The following is a 23,345-nucleotide window of genomic DNA, read 5'->3' as shown; positions in this document are numbered from 1 at the left end:
AAATTTAACACATGGCTTACTTCACTACAGACTTCATTCATTTCTTCAAAGAATTAGCTCAGAACAACCATAAGGCATGGTTTGATGATAACAGGGAACGCTACGAGCAAAATGTAAAAAAGCCTTTTAAAGAATTTGTTACAGATTTAATTCTGGAGGTGCAGAAGTTTGATCCTGAAATAATGATTGAAGCCAAAAATGCAATCTTCAGAATTAACAGGGATGTACGATTTTCAAAAAATAAAAATCCCTATAAAAATAATGTTGGCGCTTATATTTCTAAAATCTCTAAAAAAGAAGAGTTCCCTGGCTATTATGTGCAGATTGATGCGAATAACTTATGGGTTGGTGGCGGGTTGTATGACCTTTCTACAGAAAACCTGTATAAAGTGCGTCAGGAAATTTTGTACAATGAAGCTGAAATTAAAAAGGTTCTTTCTTCAAAAGAATTTATAAGTAGTTACGGCCAACTATTGGGAGCAAAAAATAAAATTCTAAAACCTCCATTTAAAGAAGCTGCTGAGGAAACTCCTTTGTTGTTGAATAAACAATTTTATTTTATGAAGCAGTTTCCAGCAAATACCATTATAAAAGACGATCTGCCTCGGTTTGTTGCCGAAGAAATGGAAAAAGCTTATCCTTTGAATAAATTTTTTCGCACTGCCCTGGAAGATTAAATATCAAAAACAGGTCAGAAAGGGAAGATTCCCTTTCTGAATATACCGGAATACAAAGCAGCTATTTAAAATTGGTAAGCTCTTTTTTACTGTTTAAGAGAAAGGACAAAGAGAATTTTTTACTTTTGCATTCCTGAATAATCAAAAATGAATAAATTAAAACATATTGCAATAGCCGGAAATATTGGAGCCGGTAAAACCACTTTGGCTAAAAAGCTTTCCAAACATTATGGCTGGCATACTGAGTTTGAGGCAGTAGAGAATAACCCTTACCTGGTAGATTTTTACAAGGATATGAAAATGTGGGCATTCCACCTACAGGTGTATTTTTTGAATAGCAGGCTTAATCAGGTAAAAAGAATAAGGGAAGACGAACGTACTGTGGTGCAGGACCGTTCCATCTATGAAGATTGTTATGTGTTCGCTAAAAATTTGCACCAATCAGGAAATATGTCCGACAGGGATTATCGAAATTACCTGGATTTGTTTGACTCTATGTCGCCTGTGATAACGCCACCTGATCTCTTAATTTATTTACGAGCGGATATTCCTAAGTTGGTGGGACAGATTGAAAAGCGAGGAAGAGAATATGAAGAGAGTATTCGTATAGATTATTTGAAGACATTGAACCAGCATTATGAGGAATGGATTAAGCAGTATAACCTGGGAAAGCTGATAATCATTGATGTAAATCAGCTGGATTACTTGCAAAATGTGGAGGACTTCGCACTCATCATCAGTAAAATTGATACTGAAATGCACGGTCTTTTTTCACACCAGCGATAATCAGCTGCAGGTAATCTTCCACATTTCTTCATTCAACAAGTAAGAATATATTAAAAAAGTATTTATATGAACCATGTTGCTATTATCCGGGAAGATAAAGTGCCGATTGACCGAAGAAGCCCTATTACACCCGCTCAAGCGAAGGAATTGGAACAGCGCTTTGATGTCTCAGTGAAAATTCAGAATAGCAATGTACGGGTTTTTAAGGCTGAAGAATTTCTGCACAACGGTTTAAAAATGGTAGATGATGTTTCTTCTGCAGACATTCTATTTGGTGTGAAAGAAGTGCCTATTGATAAACTTATCTCCAATAAAACCTATTTTTTCTTTTCTCATACCATAAAAGAGCAAGCCTATAACAGGAGATTGTTAAAAGCCATTTTGGATAAGAAAATCAGGCTGGTGGATTATGAATGTCTTTTAGATCCTACTACTAAACAAAGAATAGTAGCCTTTGGAAGATATGCAGGCATCGTGGGAGCGTACAATACTATCCTTACATTTGGCAGGCGCTACAATCTGTTCAAATTAAGGAGAGCACATGAGTGTTTTGATTTAGCAGATATGCAATCTGAATATAAGAAAGTAAAGTTACCTGCTATTAAAATTGCAATTACCGGTGGAGGTAGAGTGGCCAAAGGAGCTATTGAAGTGTTGTATGGTATGAATATTCTGAAAGTAACACCTTATGAATTTCTGAATGAACGCTTTGACAGGCCTGTATTTACACAGTTGAATAGCCATGATTACCACGAAAGAAAAGGAGTAGGCGGATTTAACAGGGATGAATTTCATAAGAATCCGGGTGCTTACAGAGCGGATTTTTTAAAGTATGCTAAAGTAGCTGATGTATTAATTGCCTGTGCCTTTTGGGATCCGAGGGCTCCTGTGTTGTTCAACAGAGAGGATGCCATTCGTCCTGAATTCAAAATAAAGGTAATTGGTGATATTACCTGCGATATTGAAGGCTCCATACCTTCTACCAAAAAACCGGCCACTATTGATGACCCGGTGTATGATTATAACCCTGATGCAGATACAGTTGAGCCTCCTTACAGTGTGGAGAGTAATTTAACAGTGATGGCGGTAGATAATTTGCCTTGTGAGTTGCCCAGAGATGCTTCGGAGAGTTTTGGAAGAGAGCTCATCGATAAAGTAATTCCGCATTTATTAAATGGGGATACTGATGGAGTAATTAAAAATGCAACCATCGCAGAAGAGGGAAAGCTGACTGAAAAGTTTAGCTACCTGCAGGATTATGTGGATGGAAATTAATTGAAATTACTACCGTTGGTTAAATAATTTTTTGAATAATTACTCCGGTGTAAACTATTTCTGTGAAATGAATATTGGCTTCCTGCCAGTGAATTTCTTTTACATTTTCCTGAAAAGAGGTACAATCTTCTTTACTGAATTCCCTGATCATTGAGTTCTTTGTTGGTGCCGAAATAATTTGCTGTGAGTCATCATTAAAAACGAGTGTAAAATGTGGCATAACTAATTTTTTATGGAGATTAGTTTAGCAACAGCCTGTTTATTTTTAATGTTTAGAAAAATATTTTAGGATTCTCAAGAAGTAAATACTGTGCTAAATACTAATGATAAAGCAAATCCAGAATTCTCTTACTCCTTCACCTGCGCAAAAACAGTTCTGCTATCTTCACTACCATTTTCAGCAACTACTTTGAGATAGTTTTTACCAGGCTTAAAGTGAATAGCCATTTTATGATTTTCTTCTGTACTTCCCAAAAAGGATTCATTTAGGTACCAATACACTTTTTCTACAGCCTGTGTATTTCCCACTTTACAGATTACTTCCTGAATTTCCCCATCATAATCCCTGGGCAGAAATAGCTTGGCATCCAGGTTAGGGTAAATAATTTCTATAGACTGCTCTGATTTATATCGCGGACAATCAGGAAAATGCCTGGGTATAGCTTCTATGTATTGGCCATTTTCACGAAGGTAATAAGCAATATCAGGTGCATAGAGGGTCACACTTTTTTCAACAGCACCTAATTTATCCCAGCAATGGGAGCATGTTTGGTATTTTCCATCAGTTGAGAAATACCGGGTTTCATGGTAATCGCAGGTGCGCAATGGCTTCATGAAATAGGGTGCATCAACTGTATCTACTTCAGTGCAAGCTTTTGTGGCTGCAAAACCGGAAAGGCTGCAGATTTTTTTTGGAGTAAAATCCATTTCATTTTTAATGAACCATTTTTTACCTGGTTTTACGGGCAAGGCTTGTAATAAATCGAACAAGATAGGGCCGGCAGAAGAAGCACCACTTAAATTTTTATTAGTCTCTCCATTAAAATTACCTACCCACACTGCAATAGTGTACTGAGGATTTACTCCAATGGCCCAGGCATCCTTATGTCCAAAACTTGTGCCTGTTTTCCATGCAAATTGTTGCTGGTTGCTAAAACGTCTCCAGTAATATTCACTCCCAGGTCGCACCAGTTCCTTCATCATTTCCAAAGTAAGAAAAGAGGCTCCGGCACTCATTACCTGTTTTCCTTGCTGAGAGCTCTCCTCTTTAAGAAGGCTATTGTTTTGCACCACCCCTTCATTGGCCAAAGCCCTGTAGAGCGTTACCATATCCCACATATTTACTTCTGCCCCTCCTAAAATCAGTGGTAAACCATAGTCATCGGCACTTCGGAATAGAGTACTTACTCCTGCCATTTTTAAGAAAGTATAAAACTGAAAGATACCATAAGCATTAAGCAAGCGCACAGCGGGAATGTTGAGGGAACTCACTAAAGCCTCTTTGGCTGTAGCCACTCCCTGGAAAGTTTCATTGGCATTGCTTGGGGCAAATCCATCGAAGTATGTTGGTAAATCCCGAATAAGCGATTGTGGCAAAATCAATCCTTCATCCATACTTAATGCATATAAAAAAGGCTTCAAAATAGATCCGCTGGACCTTGCTGCCTGAACTCCATCCACCTGACCGTTATGTTGTGCATCAAAAAAATCAGGCGAGCCTACATAAGCTTTAATGGCCCCTGTTTTGGTATCTGCAATAAGGATGGAGAGGTTGTGAATGGAATAAGGAGCTAAAACAGTATGATGTTTTTCGGCTATTTGATTGCTTATTCGCTGTATTTTTTTGCTGATGGTGGTATTGAGCTCTTTCTGATCCGGGTACTTCATTTTTAAAAACCGCGAGAGATGTGGTGCATCTTTAGCGAAGGTGATAAATTGGTCAGGAACAGGCTCTATGCTTGCGAGCTGATAAGTTAATTCTTCAATTGTGCCTCTATCCAACAGCTTTTTTAACAGAGAGTTTCTTTTTACTTCTAACAACTTGCTTGGCTCTCCGGGATAAATTAAACCGGGAGCATTGGGAAGTACCGCAAGAGTGGCAGCCTCTCCCCATGTGAGTTGCTGAGGCTTTTTACCAAAAAATTTGTAAGCGGCAGTCTGGTAGCCAATTACATTACCACCATAAGGTGCATGGTTTAGGTATAGGTTCAGGATTTCTTCTTTTGAGTAGTGTAATTCAATTTTTAGCGCATCAATAACCTCCAAAAGTTTGTGAAAATAGCTTCTGCTTTTAGGGTTTCGCATTCTCGCTAATTGCATTGTGAGTGTACTTGCTCCGCTTGTGATTTCTCCCTCTTTTAAATTGTTATACAATGCCCGGGCAATAGCTGAAGGGTCTATGCCTGGGTGGCTGTAGAAAGCTTCATCTTCATAAGAAATAACTGCCTTTTTGAGTTTTTCTGGGATAATACCTTCTGAAGGTGGAAAATGCCACTGTTCTTCTTTATTGATGTAGGCGTGAAGTAAATCTCCCTGCTCATCACGTATCACTGTACTGTATTCTGTATTGAATAAAGGGTTATCAGGAGGGATAGCAAAATAAAGCAGAGCAATGGAGAGGAATGTTATTACTCCCCACTGCCATGGCTTTATTTTTTTGAGGTATTGCATGCAGAAAAATTGTTCATTAGTTAATTGGCCACTGGTAAATTAGTCATTAGTGATCAGTCATTAGTTAATTGGTTCTAGAGGATTATAAAGCTGTCTAATAACTGGCTACCCTTCCCCAAGACTAATCCTTAGTGGCTATTGACTAATTACTAATGATGCACATTTTATTCTACTATTTTACCTACATATTAATTACTTTATGCTATTTAGATGATAAAGTCTCTCTTATTTAAAAGGAGCGACAACAACTTTTTTACCTTCTTTACTTGCTTTAAAATCGTTGTTATACATCGCTTCTGTAAGCGTTCCCGGAAGCCAGAATTCACCTGCAGTTACACAATTGAGTTTAACAATGAAATCCAGCTTTTCTTTATTTGCTAAATCAAAGAACCACATAGCACGATCATCACGCAAGTCAAGGTAATCTTCTTTGTTTAAGTTCCAGCTATTGGTCCAATCTGGCATCATTTCATTGTTAAGTCTGGTGTTTTCTATTTGCCAGCCGGATGGAAAAATCTGTACTAAGGCAATTTCCGACACATTGCTTATCGGGCTTTCATTGCTTACAGTGAACCGACCATAAAATGTATCACCTTGTTTCAAACTTTGCGGATTGATGGTTTTACCTTGTCTGTCATACCAGCTTACTTCCAATCCCAGGTTTTTGCTCTTCTCAACACTTTGATCTTTTAGAGGTACACCATTGTAAGAAACCGTAGCATAAATTTGCTCAGCATTAGAAGCATTTGTCAGTTCTACTGTTATGCTTTTACCAAAATTATCTTTTATAGGAATGGTATATCTGCCTTCCTCATTAAAATCAATAGTTTGTCCGTTAGCTAAGGTAATTTTACCTGTAATTACCTGGCCGTTTGCCATGGAAATACCTGCTTTTTCAAAATATTTACCTAAAGCCAACAGCATGTATCCTGAACTTTGAGTGCTTAAATACTCTTTTCCTGAAAGTGTGGAGGCTACTGATTTAGCCATCAGTTCGGCTGTTTCCATGTCTTCCATTAGGGTAGCAGCATATAAAATGATGGCGTTGTCACGATATTTAGAGCCATAACTATAGGAGAACGGATCGTATTCCTTCGTTTCAGTGCCTGCACTATTCAAAATAGTAGTTTTAACATTTTCAACACCTTTTAAATGATAGGCTGCAGCCAGCATCCATTTTTCGGCATTGCTCAAATGAGGTAGTGAGTTTTCCATTATAAGGTTCATTTCACCAACCGGAGCCCTGTTAGCAAGCGCCAATATAAATGTTCTGTAGACCCTGGTAGTTAATTTGCCACTATGGTTTCTTGCATCAGAATCCAGATTGGAAATTGCATTATTGTATAAATAATCAGGAACTGAATAACCTGCTTTTCTTGCCTCTATAAGAAAGTGTGTAGCATAGTTACTGCCCCATTCTGAAGGTGTTTGCTGTCCCGGCCAGTAGGAGAATGCTCCGCTGCTTAGGACAAACTGTTGCAAACGTAAAATGGCTTCGTTAATATTCTTATCAATTTCACTGATTTCATCTTTCCTGAAATATCCCATTTGCTTCAGTGTTAATTGAGGGAATACTGCCGAAGTAGTTTGTTCAATACATCCGTAAGGATAGCGAATCAGCCATTTTAATCTATGATCAAAATCCATATCAGGGAAGATGTTCAAATCCAGCGTAGCATTATTTGTTCCCTCAAGCCCTAAAGCAGGAATGCTGATAGAAACGCTTTGGCCTTTTGCTACTTTTTTAGTGCTCTTATCGTACACTCTTGTAGAAGTAGGTACTACTTTAATATCAGTTTCATTATTGATTTTGATATTTCCTGCTGTTCCTAAAATAGAGATTTTTGCTTGTCCAATAGCTTCTTTTACTCTCACTTTAAAGCTGATATCTGCTTCTTCCTTTTGCGAGAAATTTACTGAGGCAGAGTTATTTCCAATTACTTCCAATGGGCCTTCAAGGGCTAATTTAAATTGTGCAGTTTTTATATCAGGATTGATCTTGAACAAGGAAACAGGAAGAATGAATTCGTCTCCCGGATTAAGTAATCTTGGAATAGTTGGCTGTAAAATAATATCAGATCGTACCGGAATAGTTTTATCTGCACTTCCGTAACTGTTGCCAGATGCGCCTACTACCATTACTCTTACTGCTCCATTATAATTTGGCATATCAAACTGAACTGTAGCTTTTCCTCTGGAATCGGTCATTAATGGCCCTTTGAACATGCTTACAGGTTTAAACCTTTTTTTTCCGTTTACCGGGTCTATCTGAGATTCACGATAATCCAATGCCTCATCCCCTCCGATGGAGAATGTTTGGAATACATCACCTTTGTTGGCACTGATTACATGAGAGAAAATATCATAGGTTTGAACGAATAAGCCGGTTTTCTTAAAGAATTCATCCCAGGGCTGAGGTGTTCTGAACTGAGTGAGGCTTAACAAACCTTCATCTACTACAGCAATGCTGAATTGTGCCTGCTGTTGATTGATGGTGCTAATTTCAACTTCAAAAGTTTTATTAGGCACTAAATTTTTAGCTGCTTTTATTTCAAACTCAATTTTAGTAGAGGGATCAATTACCATAATTGGCAATATTCCGAAAGTACGGATAGGTCTGTCGTTCATAGTTTGATCATGAGGCTGAATTACTGAAACAGTAACATAAGCATTAGGAAGCATTTCCCGTGTAACCGGAACTTCCAAAGTAAGCTCATTTGCTGTGTTTCCGGAAGGTTTTATCCATTTCCAGCTAAGCATTTCGCCACCTTTTTCAATAGTCATGAGCATATTACCTTGCTGTGGATTAGGAAGCTTTATTTTAGCTGTTTCACCTGGTTTGTAACTTTCTTTGTCAGATTTCAGTGCAAGATTACCTTCATTCAAGTCACCACCCGGCACGCTTCCATAGCGGTAGGCACTGAAGAACATTGAGGCAATGTGCCCGTTTTCTCCTTCGCTCACTTCAATTAGATACTCACCATTTTCGGCAGGGTTAAAACTGATAGTATTGTTGCTGCTTTGGGTAGTAATGCTTCCTTCAGTTTCAAGGTAAGTCTGGCTGTCTTCTTTGTACTTAAGTTGATAGTTTCTTCTGCTGTCATATTGATACCACCAGTTTTTATCGTTTCGATATACTTTATAGTAAAGTTTTTTGCCACTGATTTTATCTCCTTTGCTGTCCAAAAGCACCACCGGGAACCTTACTTCTTCACCTGTTTTGTAATAACCATAGCCGCTCGGATCCATCAATCCAACAAAATAAGGGTAAGGTTCAATGTTTACAATATTCCATCCTTCATTAGGCATTCCTCCTTTTTCCAGCACTTTAGCATTTAGTTTTGCTTTTAGCATGGAAGGTACGGAACCCATAGCAGGTAAAACCCATTCAGCTTTTACTTTACCATCTGCTCCTAAAGTAGTTTTAAGGATATTTTTGGTGAAAGACTTATATTCAATGTCTGCCCTTGTGAAGGTATAGTCCTTGTATTTCGGATAGCTTTTTTCATATGGAATTACCTCAACATCCACTTCGGCCTTTAAACTGGCTGCTGGTGCGCCAAACAGATAATTGGCTTCCACTGCATAATTAATGGTTTTGTCGGAGTGTGAGAGTGTTTTTTTCTCAGGATTAACCACTACTTTTAGTTTCTCAGCCACTACAGTTTCAATTTTTAGCGGTTGGCTAAAATAAGAGCCTCCTGCCTGGATGTTAATGGAGTAATTTCCTGTTGGTGCATTTTCACTTGTGTTAAAGCCAAATACATAGAAGCCGTCAGTCGACTTTACCTTAGTTTGCTCATAGATAATGTTGTATTCAGGATCACGAACATTGATGGTAACCGGATGATCTTTAGGGAAAGTTTTATTGCTGTTTCTGGCAATAAAGCTCACATGAACGGAATCTCCGGGGCGGTAAACACCTCTTTCTGTATAAATGAAGCCTTTGGTATTGTTGTAAGATTCATTAACACCTCCTATGTCGAAACCAGAATTACTCCAGCGCATATCATTTTTTTTCAATGCACTGATGTCATTCCCATTTCGGGCAATTACATGGTAAAAATATCTGTCAGAGCTGAAATAGGCTACCCCTTCACTGTTAGATTTGACAGACTCCACTTCATCACCATAGTAATCAAGTAAAGAAACTCTAACATTCGATAGTGGCTTAGCTGTTACTAAATCAGTAACAAAAACTCTGCTATCGTTATCAGTAATTTTAAGTGTCATGCCAATATCACTTAAAAATACAGGCTTGTAAATTTGTCCTTTTTCCTGAATATAGCTGAGTTTATCTCCTTCTACAGGAATCATTAGATCTTCAGGCGTGAAATTAATCCTGATTAAATAAATACCATCCTGGTAATTAGTGAACAGTTCTGATAAATCAAATTCATTCAGTAGCCATTCGTTTTTGTCTTTTTCTTTACCTATTTCTAATGATTGATTTTTGATAATTACACCAATAGTACTGGAGTAGCTGTCATTAAAGCCTTGATTTCTGGTTTTTGTGCTGGCTAATTGCTCAGATTCAATAAATTGGCCTACTTTTTCAGTGAAAATTTTCTTTACTTCTAAATGTACTCTTTTTAGGTTGGTAGTATAAAACTGTATTTTCTTATTGTTAGAGCTTGGTAAAATGATGCCATCAGAAGCAAATTCCAATTGTGGGGCTATATTGGAAAACTGTATTTGCTTGTTAAAAGCTTTTACAGTTTTTGTACCCCATTTACTTCTCAAGCCTTCTTTAACGTTAACCTCATAGCTTGTTCCAAACTTAAAATCACCGTCTAAAATAATGGTGCTGCCAAGCTTCTTGGCTTCAAATTTTACAGTAGGAGACACTGAAACCAAGCCGTCAATATTTTGCTCCATATCCAATTCATCAGAGAAATTTATTCTGATTCTTGGTTTTTTACCAGCTTCCTCCGCTTTTACTTCTACCGGCCTCATCTCTTTCAAAGGAACCAGTACAAACTGAGCTGTGAATACTTCTTCTAATTCTAGTTCATCATTTTCAATCTTGAAATCGTAGGTGGCTTCTCCATCAGTTCTGGTGATATCATCACTTATAAACTGAAAGGTTTTGTCATCTATTTTGCTCCAACTTAATTTAGGAGACCCTTCTCCTTTAAGGCTGGCTTCTTCTTTAAGAATTTCAATATCAGTTTTTTCAGTAAATGAGATAGTACCTTTATAGATTAAGATTTTAGGGTCATTTCTATCTTTAAGTTTCAGCTGAGCATTGAAATCAGAGATTTCTCTACCCAAAACATTTAGGTAAAACTTAAGATCCTCCAGGTCGATCTCTTTAAATCTAGCTGATAGTTTTTGAAGATTCAATGTTCCACTTATCTGCTCACGAATAGGTAACCCCTCATCCGTAATAAACTGCAATACACTTCGGGATTTCCACACGGCTTTTCCGTCAATATCAGGATCAAAATCAAAAACATCAGCCGGAGAGCTATCAATTTCGCTTTCCTCAATTACATCGGTATTAAAGATTACTTTAATTTCATCATCAAAGTGTACATCACCATTGGTTACAAAACTGATTTCCTGGGCCAGGGCTTCGGAATACTCAATGTTAGATTGCTTTACCTCTTTGTCATCAGAGCCACAAGCCTGCCAAAATACGGCAATGCTACCTATTAGTAGCCCTTTTGCTAGTTTTTGAATTGTCATTTAATTGGATAGTTAAAAAGAAAACTTAAAAGTATTGAAATTATTTTCTCTGTAAGTCACTACATCTGGTGAAAATGTATTTCACAGAAAGCAAGTATTAATCACCGGTAAAGATTAAGAGAGATAATTATTTAATGACATAAAAGTACATTTATTGTCGGAATAATTATATAGTATGTAATATTTTAAATTAAAAAAGCCATTATGAATTTTCATAATGGCTTTTAAAGCTTGTTGTGAAGCTAATTCTATTTTCTATTAGCTCTGCTCATCTCATTATCCGCAGGAGATTGACCTCTAGGTGTACTTTCTCTTCTTTGATAAAGTTCAAACCTATTAGGAATGCTGCGTGGTGGCCAATAGTTGTTTTCTTCATCCACATCAGCAGTTTCTCTTTTAGGATCAATCTGGAACTGAGCTACTTCTTTTTTGGTGATGAAGACTTTTGAAACTTCATTTTCATGCTTTCTCCATATTTCAGCAGGTACATGTACAGTTTCAGAGCTTCCATCAGTATAGCTCATTTTAAGTATGATTGGCATTACCAAACCACCTTTGTTTTCAAATTTGATTTCATAAAAGTTGTACCCCCCATCAATTAACTCCTTTTCTTTGGCAGATAGGGAAGCCCTGAAAGTTTTATAGGCTTTTTTATCTGAGTCAGTTACATCATACTCATCCCAGTTATTGTAAAAATCTTTCAGTTCAGGATGTTTCTCCACTACAGTAACAACACCTTCCTCTCGGTTTTTGTCAGGAGTAACATGATAAGCTTCACTGTCTCTCTTTTCTTTTTTGAGTTTATTTTCTACATCAGGATTTTTCGAATCTAATTTATACCACTGCACATTCTCGATGGCAATGTCCACATGGTCAGTGGAGTAAAACCATCCTCTCCAGAACCAATCCAGATCAACAGCTGAGGCATCTTCCATGGTACGGAAGAAATCAGTAGGGGTCGGGTGCTTAAATGCCCATCTTTCAGAGTAAGTTTTGAAAGCTTTATCGAATAAGTCCCTGCCCATTACAGTCTCTCTCAAAATATTTAAAGCAGTAGCTGGCTTTCCATAGGCATTATTTCCAAACTGGATAACATTTTCTGAATTGGTCATAATAGGCCGGATATTGGTTTTATCACCTTTCATATAAGATACAATATTGCCTGCCGGTCCTCTTCTGCTCGGATAATTTGGCTCCCATTCCTGTTCAGCAATAAATTGCAAGAAGCTGTTCAGTCCTTCATCCATCCATGTCCATTGTCTCTCGTCAGAGTTTACAATCATAGGGAAAAAATTATGTCCTACTTCATGAATAATTACTCCAATCATACCATATTTTGTACGGGCTGAATACGTGCCATCCGGTGCCGGACGACCATAGTTGAAACAAATCATAGGATATTCCATTCCGTTGGCAGCTTCCACAGAAATAGCAACCGGGTAAGGATAAGGAATACTCATGCGTGAATAAACTTTTAAAGTATGGGCAACAACTCTTGTTGAATATTTGTCCCATAAGCCCCATGCTTCTTTAGGGTAGTATGACATAGCCATAACTGTACGTCCTTCAATATCTACCCCCATTGCATCCCAAATAAATTTTCTGGAGGAACCAAAAGCAAAATCTCTTACATTTTCAGCTTTATACTTCCATGTTTTAGTACCTGATGCTTTACTTTTTTCTGCTTTTTCTGCCTCTTTTTTATTTACAATTAAAACAGGTAGTTCAGAAGTTTTTGATTTTTCCCATCTTTCTTTCTGCGCTGCTGTTAAAATTTCGTCAGCATTCTGTAACTCTCCTGTTGAGGCCACAATGTGATCTGCAGGAACAGTGATATTTACCTCATAATCTCCAAATGGGAGTGCAAATTCCCCGCTTCCTAAGAACTGCTTATTTTGCCATCCTTCAAAGTCATTGTAAACAGCCATTCTTGGAAACCACTGGGTGATGGTGTAAACGGTATTTCCATCTTCATCAAAATAGTCATAGCCACCTCGGCCGCCCATTCGTGCACGGTCGTTAATGTTATAATACCAGTCGATGGAGAAAGAAATTGATTCACCGGCCTTCAGAGGTTTCTCCAGATCTATTCGCATCATCGTATAATTGATGGTGTAATTCATGGCTTTTCCCTGTGAATCTACCAACTTCTGGATTTTATGTCCGCCATCATAATCAGGATAGCCCATCATAGCATCAATAGTTCCTTCTGTGGCTCTATCAGGTACTGTAGACTCATCAGAGGTATATGACTGGCTGTTTTTTGCTCTCATATTCTGATCTAACTGCACCCATAAATAGGTAAGGTCATCAGGGGAATTATTAGTGTAAGTAATAGTTTCAGAACCTTTTATCTGATTTTTTACTTCATCAAGCGTTACATCTATTTTATAATCTGCTCTTTGTTGCCAGTACATATGGCCTGGTGCTCCTGAAGCTGTGCGATAAACGTTTGGCGAGCGGAGTATATAATCCAGTTGCTCAAATTTTCCCTGGTTTTGATATTGTTGGGCTACAGTAGTAAAACCGAACAACATTAAACCTGCAATTAATAATCTTCTCATACTCTAAAATTTATTTTTACCAAAATTTAGTTTCTAACATAAGGGTAATTGCAATACCAGCTATTGCACTGGAAATAATAAGTACCCAATCTCTTCTTTTCATTCCAAACAGATCAATAAATATAAATGAAATAATCAAAAAACAGACTACAATAATGATTTGTCCTACCTCAAGGCCCAGGTTAAAGGCAAGTAGCTCACCAACAATAGAACTGTTTTTACCTAGTAAGCTTTTAAGATAATTACTAAATCCCAGACCATGAATGAGACCGAAAACAAGTGCGAAAATATAGTTTAACTGCATATTCCCTGATTGCTTCAGACTTTTTTCCTTTTTGAATAAATTAGCAAAGGCGGTTATAAATATGGTGACAGGAATCAGGAACTCTATTACTTCCGGTTGAATCACTACATAATTTAATGTGGAAAGAGCCAATGTAACAGAGTGGCCTATTGTAAAGGCAGTTACAAGGATCAAAACTTTTTTCCAATCTCTCAGCAAGTAAACTGCTGCCAAAGCTAAAACAAATAAAATATGATCGTAGCCGTTGATATCGAGAATGTGTTCGAAACCAAGGTCAAAATACACTTTAAAATTGGACATCTCCATTTATATAAATTTCGCGTTTTTTGTAAACCAAACATAATATTAACATAATTTTGTAAATCTGTAATCAGACTTTAAAAAATGATATTTAGCAATTATATAATCGGCCTTATTTGGGTGCTTAGTGGCTTTCACCCTTTCCACGTTTCAATTACTGAATTAATTTATAAAGAGGAAAGCAAATCAGTTCAGGTTATGCATAAAGTATTTGTAGATGATTTCGAACAAACTCTTAATAAAAATTATAATGTTAATCTGGATATTCTGGTAATGACAAGCACTGAGGCAATAGATTCGCTAGTAGAAGATTACTTAAAGCGTAACTTCAGTGTGGAAATAAATGGAAAAAAGCAGGACATAGTTTATCTGGGAAGCGAGCTGGAAGATAATGTACTTTGGTGTTATCAGGAAATATACAAAGTGCGGAAACCAGAGGTTTTTACTGTAACTAATTCAATTATGTTTGATGAGTTCGATGATCAATCGAACCTTGTACATACTACCGTGAAAGATAAATTGAAAACTATGCGGCTGATGGAAAGGAATAAAACGGATGTAGTGAGGTTTAATTAGAATTTTTAAAAGGGAAAAAATCATATTCATCCCATGAGTTTCCATTATGCCGAAAGAGCGTTAGTCCGCCAGCCCGGAAACTCTTTTCAAAGTTTTTATCGCAGACTTCATTCCAAAGTGGATAGAAATTTTTCTTTTTTAAATCCCGGAAGGCAATTGTAATATGAGGATGAAAACCTCTGTTTTTATGAGTGCTATTAAAAACCTGATGTTTTTTTAACATTGTTTGCAGCTTATTTTGCACTTGATCCAACTCCTGGTTTTCTTCCAAGGCAATAAACACCACCCGAGGTTCAAAAGCACCAAAACCATTCAATTCAATTTTAAAATCATATACCAGGTTTGAAAAGCCTTCAAGATCCGTTCTAAGGGCTTCTAATTTATTTGTCCCCAATTTAAATGGCATTTGTAGAGTAATATGTGCAGATGAACGAAAAGCGCCTTTTGTATCATATTTTTGACCAAACTCTATTTTTAGCCCATGAATCTCCTTTTTAAGAGGATTAGGAGGGCAAATTCCAATAAAAAATAGTTCTTTTGGCATATATTAAATAATTATTGACTTACATTTATCTTAAAAATAATGATAAATTTGAGCAATTTAATCTAAGTATGCATATGAATGTTAAGAAAGCAATTCTTTTCCTGGGTATAGCTGGCACGTTATTCATGGGCGGATGTTATTCCGAACTTGACGATCTATCTTTAGGAAACATTCAATGGAATCCCGAATTAGGGCTTCCATTGGTTAACTCTTCTTTTACTATAAAAGACTTACTCGAAGCTTCTGATTCCAGTTTTGAGTATAAGGAAGAAAATGATGTTATAGTAATTGTTGTTAAGGAAGATAGTTTGTTTAGTTCCAGCGCACAAGACTATTACAGTTTAGGAGACAAGACCTTTCCTACACTCCCTTTGATGCTTACTCCTGAAGAAGTAGATGAGTTTAACAATAACGGAGCAGTACTTGTAAACAGAGAGGTAGCAGTAGATTATGGAAGTGATTTGGATTCTATTATCATTGCTATGGGTACTATCAGCCTGAACCTTCAGGAGAATTTCCCAGCAAATGGCAGTTTGGATTTACAATTTAGTTCAGGAAGTACCCCGGGCTCAGCCAATATTTTAGACTATCAGTATAATTGGAATTATAACGGAGTTAACCCTATCACCAATGCGAGTACTCAAAATACCTTCTTTAATACCAGTTTTGTGTTTAAAGGTAATGATGATCAGGGCAAAATTATAGTTTCTTACCAATTGAGCTTGCAAAAAGTAAATGATGTTGATCTGGTAGAAGGGCAAAATAGTGTTGATCTGGATTTTAGCTTCATCAATATGGAGTTTGAGGCTCTGTATGGTGACTTAAATACTCAGGGGATCTCTACTGAGGAAAATACTATTGAAACCAATTTTTTTGATGCAGATAATGAAATCGGAGAATTTTCTTATTATCTGGACGATCCCAGATTTAAAATTATCTACACAAACACAATGGGCCTTCCTGTTTTGTTTACTGTAAATAGCTTTATAAGCTTTAAAGATGGAGAAGAAGAAGAGTTGACCTATGGTGATGATATAAACCTTCCGGCTGCCTCATTCAATAGTCCGGCGGTACAAGAAGTTGCTTTTAATGAAGCCATTAAAACATTGCTTAACGATTTACCAGATTCTGTCCGGTTGCAAATAGATGGTGTAATTGACCCTGATGATGTTGCCAATAATTTTGTTACACGTCAGTCTGCCATTAAAATCGGCTATGAATTGGAGATTCCTTTAAAGCTTTCTCTGGAGAATTTACTTTTCAATGAAGCATTTGAAGTAAGTGACTTGGATACTGAGGATGTACAATCTATCATGTTTAAATTTAACTCTGTCAACAGACTTCCTATTGATGTAAATTTAAAAGCTGTTTTTCTTGATGAAGACAGTGTTGTTCAGGAAGTGCTTTTTGATGGGTTGCTTCTAAAAGCAGGACAATCAGGTCAGGCATCAAATATTTTGGAGTACATCACGCTTAGTGATAATCCTGATACTGCGATCAATGAACTGAAGTTTCTTGAAGAGACAAAGCAAATAGGAATCAGCATTCGTGTGGCTACTTCCACTCCTGTAGACGGAGTGCAATCAGTAGAGATTTCAGCGCAGGATCAGATAGACTTTAGCCTTGCAATGCAGGCTAAATATAAAGCCACCATTGAAAACGATTAATTTTCATAAGATGAAAAATAGATACTTAATATTATTAATACTGATAGTGATCTCCTTTCATGTGAAAGGGCAATCAGATATGATTGGCTATGGACTGGCTAAAACGCTGCCTCAAGCCAATGCTTTAAACCCGGCAATCCTACCTGATTATAAATTTTCTTTAGGTCTTCCTGGTGTTTCTGGTTTTTATGTTAATGCCGGAAACAACTTTACAAGCCTGGGACTACTCACTTCAAAGGATGATGAAGGAAATATGGCAATTGACGAGGTCTATGATGGCTTGAAGAAGAATAACAGGGTAACGGGAAATGCAAACATTAATTTATTCCATTTAGGCATCAGAGGAAAAAATGGCTATTCTGCCTTCAGCATAAATTCAAGAGTTTTTGTAAGATCAAGCATACCTAAATCACTTTTAGCTTTACCCTACTATGGAAATGCTTCAGATGAGCTGGAAGATGGAATAGTTGATTTAAAGAAATTTTCTGCAAAGTCAATGGCTTTTACAGAAGTTGCATTATCTCATGGAAGAAGCCTGTTTACTGAAAAGTTAACTTTAGGAGTTCGTTTAAAATATCTGATTGGTCATGCATATGCTGATATGCCAAGTTTAGATGCCAGCATTAGAACTTTCGGAAATGATGAATTCAGGGGAGACTCAATTCAGTTTACCAGCAAAGGATTTAATGTGAGAGCCGGGGGTATTGCAGGTGCAGCTGCTAATGACGAGGATAATAGCGATGATATTGCCAATGCTTTTAACAACGGAGGGTTCGCAGTAGACTTAGGGGCAACCTATCAATTTACAGAAAAAATTCAGTTTTTCGCGTCCTTAAATGACCTTGGGTTCATTAAATGGAAAAATAATACGTATAATGCCTATATCCCTTCAACTTCTGTAACTTTTACTGGTGTGGATGTAATTGATTTGGTAAATGGCGATGACAGTGCATTGGAAGATGAGCTGGATAGTTTGGTGGATGAGCTGGAAATTGAGGAAACCAGTGGCGATGCATTTAGTACTCCGCTGACGGGAAAATTATATGCTGGAGCTTCCTATAAATTTACCCCGAGGCAAACAGCCAGTGCCATTATGTATTCTGAAATTTACAGAGGAACTATCATTCCTGCATTTACAGCTATGTATAATTTTCAGTTAAATACTTTCTTTAATTTTGCATTGTCAGGAACTTTAATGAATGGCAGACCCAATATAGGAACAGGTTTTACACTTAACCTGATCGGATTTCAATTCTACGTAGCTACTAATGACCTGCTATCATTAACAAATCCTATAAACGGGAAGATGGCCGATGTAAGAGCAGGGTTGAACTTCACTTTCGGAAAAATAAATAAAGTAAAATCAAAAAAGAGCAAGAAAGGTACAATTGACACAATTGATTTAGGTGTTGATTAAATTTTTTTAAAAAAATGTCCTATTTTGAGAAATATTCTGAAAATCAGTATACATTTAAATAATTTTTAAATTAATGTTGGATAACATAAACACAAGCAAGATGGATTTGAATGTTAATTTCATCAAGTCAGTATTAAGTTTATTCTCTGAAATGCAGGGGAATGGAATTTCTTTAGTTTATCTGGGAGAGTTCAATCATGAGATAACCAAAATGTTTACATCCATGGCTGAATCAGACATGGACCGTAAAAATGAGGATAGATATGTTAAGAAGAGAGTTTACCATGTGATGGTAGAAACGCTTCAAAACATGAATAAGCATTCTGATGAAATTACAGATGCCCATATTGGTAATGGTTTATTTATCATCGGCCAAAAGGAAGAAATTTATTATGTAATTACCAGTAATAAGGTGGCCAGGTCAAAAGTAGATGGTTTAAGAGCTGCCATAGATGAGGTAAATGCTGCCAGTGCTGACGAGTTAAAGAAAATGTATATGCAGCAGATTAAGCATGGTAAACTTTCCGATAAAGGAGGAGCAGGTTTAGGCTTAATTGATATTGCCAGAAAAACCGGAGAGCAGTTAGTTTATAAATTTCTTCCTATCGATGAAGAATTTGATTTGTTCATACTTAAAGTGGAAATTAACGGAGAAAAGATTAAAGACGAAAAGAATAAATAATTCTCCATTAAAATATTCAGTTTGTTTTTTTGCCTTCCTTCCCCTGTTATAGGTGGAGGAAGGCTTTTTATTTATAAGCCAGCTTATTCCTTTTTCGGAAGATCGTTAATTTATTAGTGTAAGAAATATTATTTTTGCCGATATCAGAAATTTTTAAAAGTATAACATGTCATTAAGTCAATTCGATAGTCAGAAGAGAATAGGTGTTTTAGGAGGAGGTCAGTTAGGTAGAATGCTTCATCAAAGTGCAATTAATCTTAATTTGAACTTGCAGATGATGGATCCTGACGAAAATGCACCCTGTGCTTCATTAATTGAAGACTTTACAGTGGGTGATCTGGAGGATTTTGACACTGTTTATGCTTTCGGAAAGGAATGCGATGTGGTGACCATAGAAATTGAAAAGGTAAATACTGATGCACTCAAAAAACTTCAATCTGAAGGGGTTTTAGTCTATCCGGAGCCTGAAGTTATCGCTCTTATACAGGATAAGAGAATACAGAAGCAGTTTTACAAAGACAACAATATTCCCACGGCAGACTTTGTATTAACAGAATCTGCAGAAGACTTAAAGCAACATGAAGATAAGTTGCCAGCTGTACATAAGATGGGGAAAGGCGGTTATGATGGTCGGGGTGTACAGGTAATCAAATCAGCCAATGATATTGAAAAAGGATTTAATGGCCCTGCTCTACTGGAGAGCTTTGTTCCATTTAAGAAAGAGTTGGCTGTGATTGTAGCGCGTAATCAGGCAGGAGAAGTTGAATCATTCCCTCCTGTAGAAATGGTATTTCACCCTGAACATAACCTTGTTGAATACCTTTTATCACCTGCTTTACTAGCCCCTGAAATTAATGAAGAAGCCGAAAAAATAGCCAAAGAACTGATAGTTAAACTAAACATGACTGGTTTGTTGGCTGTGGAAATGTTTCTGACCAAGGATAATGAAATATTAGTAAATGAAATCGCTCCGAGGCCTCATAATAGTGGTCACCAGAGTATTGAGGGCAATTTCACATCTCAATATGATCAAATGTTAAGGGCTGTTTTAAATTTACCCCTTGGTGATACAAATGTAAAAATATGCTCAGCTATGGTAAATGTTTTGGGGGAAGATGGTTTTACAGGTGAGGCGAAATATGAAGGGATGAATGAGGTATTAAAAATTCCGGGGGCACATGTTCATTTGTATGGTAAAAAGATTACCAAACCGTTCAGGAAAATGGGACATGTAACTATTACAGATCCAAGTTTAGCATCCTTAAGGAAAAAGATTGAAACAGTTAAGAACACTTTAAAAGTAAAAGCATGAGCAAGGGAAAAGTAGCTATTATTATGGGCAGCCAGTCAGATTTGAAAGTGATGAGTGAAGCAGCCAATGTGTTAGAAGAATTAAAGCTTTCGTATGATTTAACTATAGTCTCTGCTCACCGCACACCTGAGAGGATGTTTGAGTTTGCTAAATCCGCTAAATCAAATGGCTATCATGTTATTATTGCCGGAGCAGGGGGGGCGGCCCATTTACCTGGGATGGTAGCATCCCTGACAACACTTCCTGTAATAGGTGTTCCTGTAAAGTCAAGTAATTCAATAGATGGCTGGGATTCTGTACTTTCTATATTGCAGATGCCGGGAGGTGTTCCTGTGGCAACGGTAGCTTTAGATGGAGCAAAAAATGCAGGCATATTAGCTGCTCAGATTGTCGCTAACTTCGATTCAGAAGTTGATAAAGCACTCAGTGAATATAAAGAGCAGTTAAAAGAAAAAGTAATGGATTCTGCGAATACCATTGAAGAGAATGGATGGAAATCAAAGAAGGTTGGGTTTTAAAAAGCTGTTAGCATATACGCCTTCATTCTTTCATGTACTTCAGTAAAAAGATTGGGGAAATATATTTTTATATTTTCCTAATCGTATACAATTTTCACTTTCATTCAACAAAGAAACGTAATAGCATAAAATCAGGGGGTAGAAGGGGTGAGCCCTTTTGTAAACACAAATTATTGTTATCTTCTATTTTTAAATCATTTATAGTTTTGCTTACCTCCAAACAGAAAATATCCAATTATATTTATTAATCCAACATAGGAAAGGTTAGTGTAAATTCACTGAATTTATCCTTTTCTGAATTAAGACTTATTTTCCCATTTAATCTGTCAGTAAGTGTTTTCACAATGGCCAGGCCTAAGCCGTTGGAGCTTTCACCACCAGTAGGCCTTGCACTCAGTCTCTTGAATTTACCAAATATAGTCTTTTGATCTTCTTCAGTAAATCCGAGTCCAAAATCTTTTACTGAAATCCAAAATGAATTACTGTCCTTACCGGCTGACAGTATTATTTCTGAACCCAAATGTGAAAACTTAATAGCATTGGATATTAGGTTTTCCAAGATACGATTAAGGAATGCTTTATCAGTAGAGACTATAAGATCAGGGTCACACTTAATCTTAAGACCTAACTCCTTATTAGCTATCTCCACAACAAAATTAGCTCCCTGGTTTTCTAGTAATGTTTTCAGGTTAATATTTGTAGGAACAGGTTTAGATTTATCAATTTCCATAGCATTTACATCCAGTAAATCGTTGATTAAATAGGAGCCATGTTTTGAATTGGTTCGGATCATTTGTACATATTGTTCCTGTTCTATGGATAGTTTTGTGTATTTAAGAAGATCTGTTAAACCAATAATCCTGCTAAAAGGTAATTTCAAATCATGTACTACTATACCCAGTAATGAATCTTTTTCATTATTGAGATCATCTAATGTTTTATTGTGAATGGTCAGCTTATCATTTTGCTTTTTAATTTCTTCATTTTGCGCGGTAATTTTTAATTGATGAGCTTCTATTTCTTCGTTCTTATTCACGAGAATTTTATTAAACTTTTGTCTTTTTCTTGCAGTGCTCCAAATAATGATAAGTAGCAATACAACTAATGACGCAATAACTGAAAGTGCGATACTAAGAGCTCTCTGTTTTTCTATTACTGCTTTATAGGCCGATTCGTTCGATTTAAGAAGTTGATTTTCTTTTTCTGTAACTTCAATTTCCAGACGAGATTCCAGCTTCTGTATTTCTCTGGCAGCTTCAATATTGTCTGTCTTTTCTTTCATATTAGCAAAAAGCTTAAAGTTATTGTAAGCTTCTTCTACCATACCTTCATTTTCGTAAATTTTAGCTAAAAACAAAAGAGCATCTCTTTCATACACTATATCATTATTCTCTGAAGCCTGTTTTTTAACCTTTTCAAAATAGATTTTCGCACGATTAAAGTTATTTTGGGTATAATATATTAGTCCCATCTGGTAGTTAACCTTAATAAGTAAATTGTTATTATTGGATTTCTCCGCAAAATTGAGGGCATCAATCGCATTTAATAAAGCGATGCCTAAATGGCCTCTTTGCGTATTAAGTTTAGCTATTTCTAATTTAATAATGGCAAGATTAGCTTCATCGTTAATATTTTCTGCAATGTCATAGGCCTTTGTAAAATAGCTTAATGCACTATTGTAATCTTTCATTGAGATGTAAATACTGGCAATTTCAAGGTAAATGGAAATAATGCCTGATGGATCATTAAAGCTTTTTCTGATTTCAGCTGTTTTCATGGACATTTCCAGTGCTTTCTCCAGGTTATTCTGCGACTGATAGAGCTCCGAAAGGCTCTTGTATCCGTAACTTATGGCTGTCTTATCTTCGGTTTCCTCAAAAACTTCCATTGATCTCATGAAATAATTGTAGGCAGAAATATAATTACCTTGATTGAAATAGATTCTTCCAATATTATTTAAAGCATGTCCATATTGTAAAGAATCTCCATTGCTGAGTGCTACATCTTTGGCCTGACTATAATATTCATAAGCTTTAAGATTTTCACCCAGATAGTAGTAGCCAACTCCAAGGAAATTGAGAGGTTGAGCTTTATAAAGCTGATATTCTTCCTGAGAGGCAACGTCAAGCGCAATTTGACTGTAGAAAATTGTACTATCTGGATGTGATTTACGGTATTCCCATGCAATTTGATTATAGAGCTGTATGTTTTGGGCAGTTTTATCCTTGCTCAAACTCTTTTTTAAACTGTCAATGGTTGCTTTATTCTGTCCGTGAAGCACGTTGCTCACTAACAAACAAAGTATTAAAATACCGGGTAATAAACTTTTCACTATTTAGTAAAATTTGTGCAATTTACAGTC

General features: G+C 36.6%; 16 protein-coding genes. 9 read left to right on the top strand and 7 right to left on the bottom strand.

Translation table 11 applies throughout. The features are described from left to right. Positions 1-11 precede the first annotated feature (11 nt). From IEV85_RS20710 to IEV85_RS20700, 3 genes are all read left to right on the top strand, one after another. Entirely contained in the window at positions 12-677 is a 666-nt protein-coding gene (locus tag IEV85_RS20710) for a DUF2461 domain-containing protein (protein WP_188467169.1), read from the top strand. 147 nt (positions 678-824) lie between these two features. Further along, the gene (locus tag IEV85_RS20705; protein ID WP_188467167.1) at positions 825-1,463 is read left to right on the top strand and encodes a deoxynucleoside kinase; all 639 of its coding nucleotides are present in this window, start codon (positions 825-827) and stop codon (positions 1,461-1,463) included. A 66-nt stretch (positions 1,464-1,529) separates the two neighbouring features. After that, positions 1,530-2,738, top strand: a complete 1,209-nt coding sequence (locus IEV85_RS20700; RefSeq protein WP_188467165.1) for an NAD(P)-dependent oxidoreductase — start codon at positions 1,530-1,532, stop codon at positions 2,736-2,738. 19 nt (positions 2,739-2,757) lie between these two features. On the opposite strand, the gene IEV85_RS20695 is transcribed toward IEV85_RS20700, so the two are convergent. The 5 genes from IEV85_RS20695 to IEV85_RS20675 all read right to left on the bottom strand — a co-directional run bounded on the left by IEV85_RS20695 (position 2,758) and on the right by IEV85_RS20675 (position 14,267). Next, a complete protein-coding gene (locus IEV85_RS20695; protein ID WP_188467163.1) occupies positions 2,758-2,958 on the bottom strand; it encodes a hypothetical protein in 201 nt (66 codons plus the stop codon). Positions 2,959-3,086: 128 nt separating this feature from the next. Continuing rightward, a complete protein-coding gene (gene pbpC, locus IEV85_RS20690; protein WP_188467161.1) occupies positions 3,087-5,408 on the bottom strand; it encodes a penicillin-binding protein 1C in 2,322 nt (773 codons plus the stop codon). A 225-nt stretch (positions 5,409-5,633) separates the two neighbouring features. Further along, positions 5,634-11,099 carry an alpha-2-macroglobulin family protein gene (locus tag IEV85_RS20685; protein WP_188467159.1) on the bottom strand — a complete coding sequence of 1,822 codons (5,466 nt, stop codon included), beginning with the start codon at positions 11,097-11,099 and terminating at the stop codon, positions 5,634-5,636. Positions 11,100-11,347: 248 nt separating this feature from the next. Then, positions 11,348-13,663: a M1 family metallopeptidase gene (locus tag IEV85_RS20680; RefSeq protein WP_188467157.1), complete on the bottom strand. Its 2,316-nt coding sequence runs from the start codon at positions 13,661-13,663 to the stop codon at positions 11,348-11,350. A gap of 16 nt (positions 13,664-13,679) precedes the next feature. Then, a complete protein-coding gene (locus tag IEV85_RS20675; protein WP_188467155.1) occupies positions 13,680-14,267 on the bottom strand; it encodes a HupE/UreJ family protein in 588 nt (195 codons plus the stop codon). Positions 14,268-14,351: 84 nt separating this feature from the next. Between IEV85_RS20675 and IEV85_RS20670 the strand changes: the two genes are divergently transcribed. Beyond that, complete coding sequence (locus IEV85_RS20670) at positions 14,352-14,843, top strand: DUF6702 family protein (protein ID WP_188467153.1); 492 nt, start codon at positions 14,352-14,354, stop codon at positions 14,841-14,843. Here IEV85_RS20670 and IEV85_RS20665 read toward each other — a convergent pair. Further along, positions 14,836-15,387, bottom strand: a complete 552-nt coding sequence (locus IEV85_RS20665; RefSeq protein ID WP_188467151.1) for a 2'-5' RNA ligase family protein — start codon at positions 15,385-15,387, stop codon at positions 14,836-14,838. The genes IEV85_RS20670 and IEV85_RS20665 overlap by 8 nt on opposite strands. 74 nt (positions 15,388-15,461) lie before the next feature. On the opposite strand from IEV85_RS20665, the gene IEV85_RS20660 reads away from it, so the two are divergent. The 5 genes from IEV85_RS20660 to purE all read left to right on the top strand — a co-directional run bounded on the left by IEV85_RS20660 (position 15,462) and on the right by purE (position 20,983). After that, positions 15,462-17,054 (top strand): hypothetical protein, encoded by a 1,593-nt coding sequence (locus tag IEV85_RS20660; RefSeq protein ID WP_188467148.1) that lies wholly within the window; start codon positions 15,462-15,464, stop codon positions 17,052-17,054. 10 nt (positions 17,055-17,064) lie between these two features. Next, positions 17,065-18,471, top strand: a complete 1,407-nt coding sequence (locus IEV85_RS20655; RefSeq protein WP_188467146.1) for a DUF5723 family protein — start codon at positions 17,065-17,067, stop codon at positions 18,469-18,471. A 73-nt stretch (positions 18,472-18,544) separates the two neighbouring features. Further along, on the top strand, positions 18,545-19,153 hold the full coding sequence (locus tag IEV85_RS20650; protein ID WP_188467144.1) for a SiaB family protein kinase: 609 nt from the start codon (positions 18,545-18,547) through the stop codon (positions 19,151-19,153). 166 nt (positions 19,154-19,319) lie between these two features. Continuing rightward, entirely contained in the window at positions 19,320-20,465 is a 1,146-nt protein-coding gene (locus tag IEV85_RS20645; protein WP_188467142.1) for a 5-(carboxyamino)imidazole ribonucleotide synthase, read from the top strand. Then, on the top strand, positions 20,462-20,983 hold the full coding sequence (purE, locus tag IEV85_RS20640; RefSeq protein ID WP_188467140.1) for a 5-(carboxyamino)imidazole ribonucleotide mutase: 522 nt from the start codon (positions 20,462-20,464) through the stop codon (positions 20,981-20,983). Before IEV85_RS20645 ends, purE begins: the two co-directional genes overlap by 4 nt. A gap of 244 nt (positions 20,984-21,227) precedes the next feature. Here purE and IEV85_RS20635 read toward each other — a convergent pair whose 3' ends face one another. Further along, the gene (locus IEV85_RS20635) at positions 21,228-23,315 is read right to left on the bottom strand and encodes a tetratricopeptide repeat protein (protein WP_188467138.1); all 2,088 of its coding nucleotides are present in this window, start codon (positions 23,313-23,315) and stop codon (positions 21,228-21,230) included. Positions 23,316-23,345: the final 30 nt, after the last annotated feature.

Source organism: Marivirga lumbricoides (assembly GCF_014636295.1).
Taxonomy (GTDB): Bacteria; Bacteroidota; Bacteroidia; order Cytophagales; family Cyclobacteriaceae; genus Marivirga; species Marivirga lumbricoides.
This window is presented reverse-complemented; position numbering and strand designations above follow the sequence as displayed.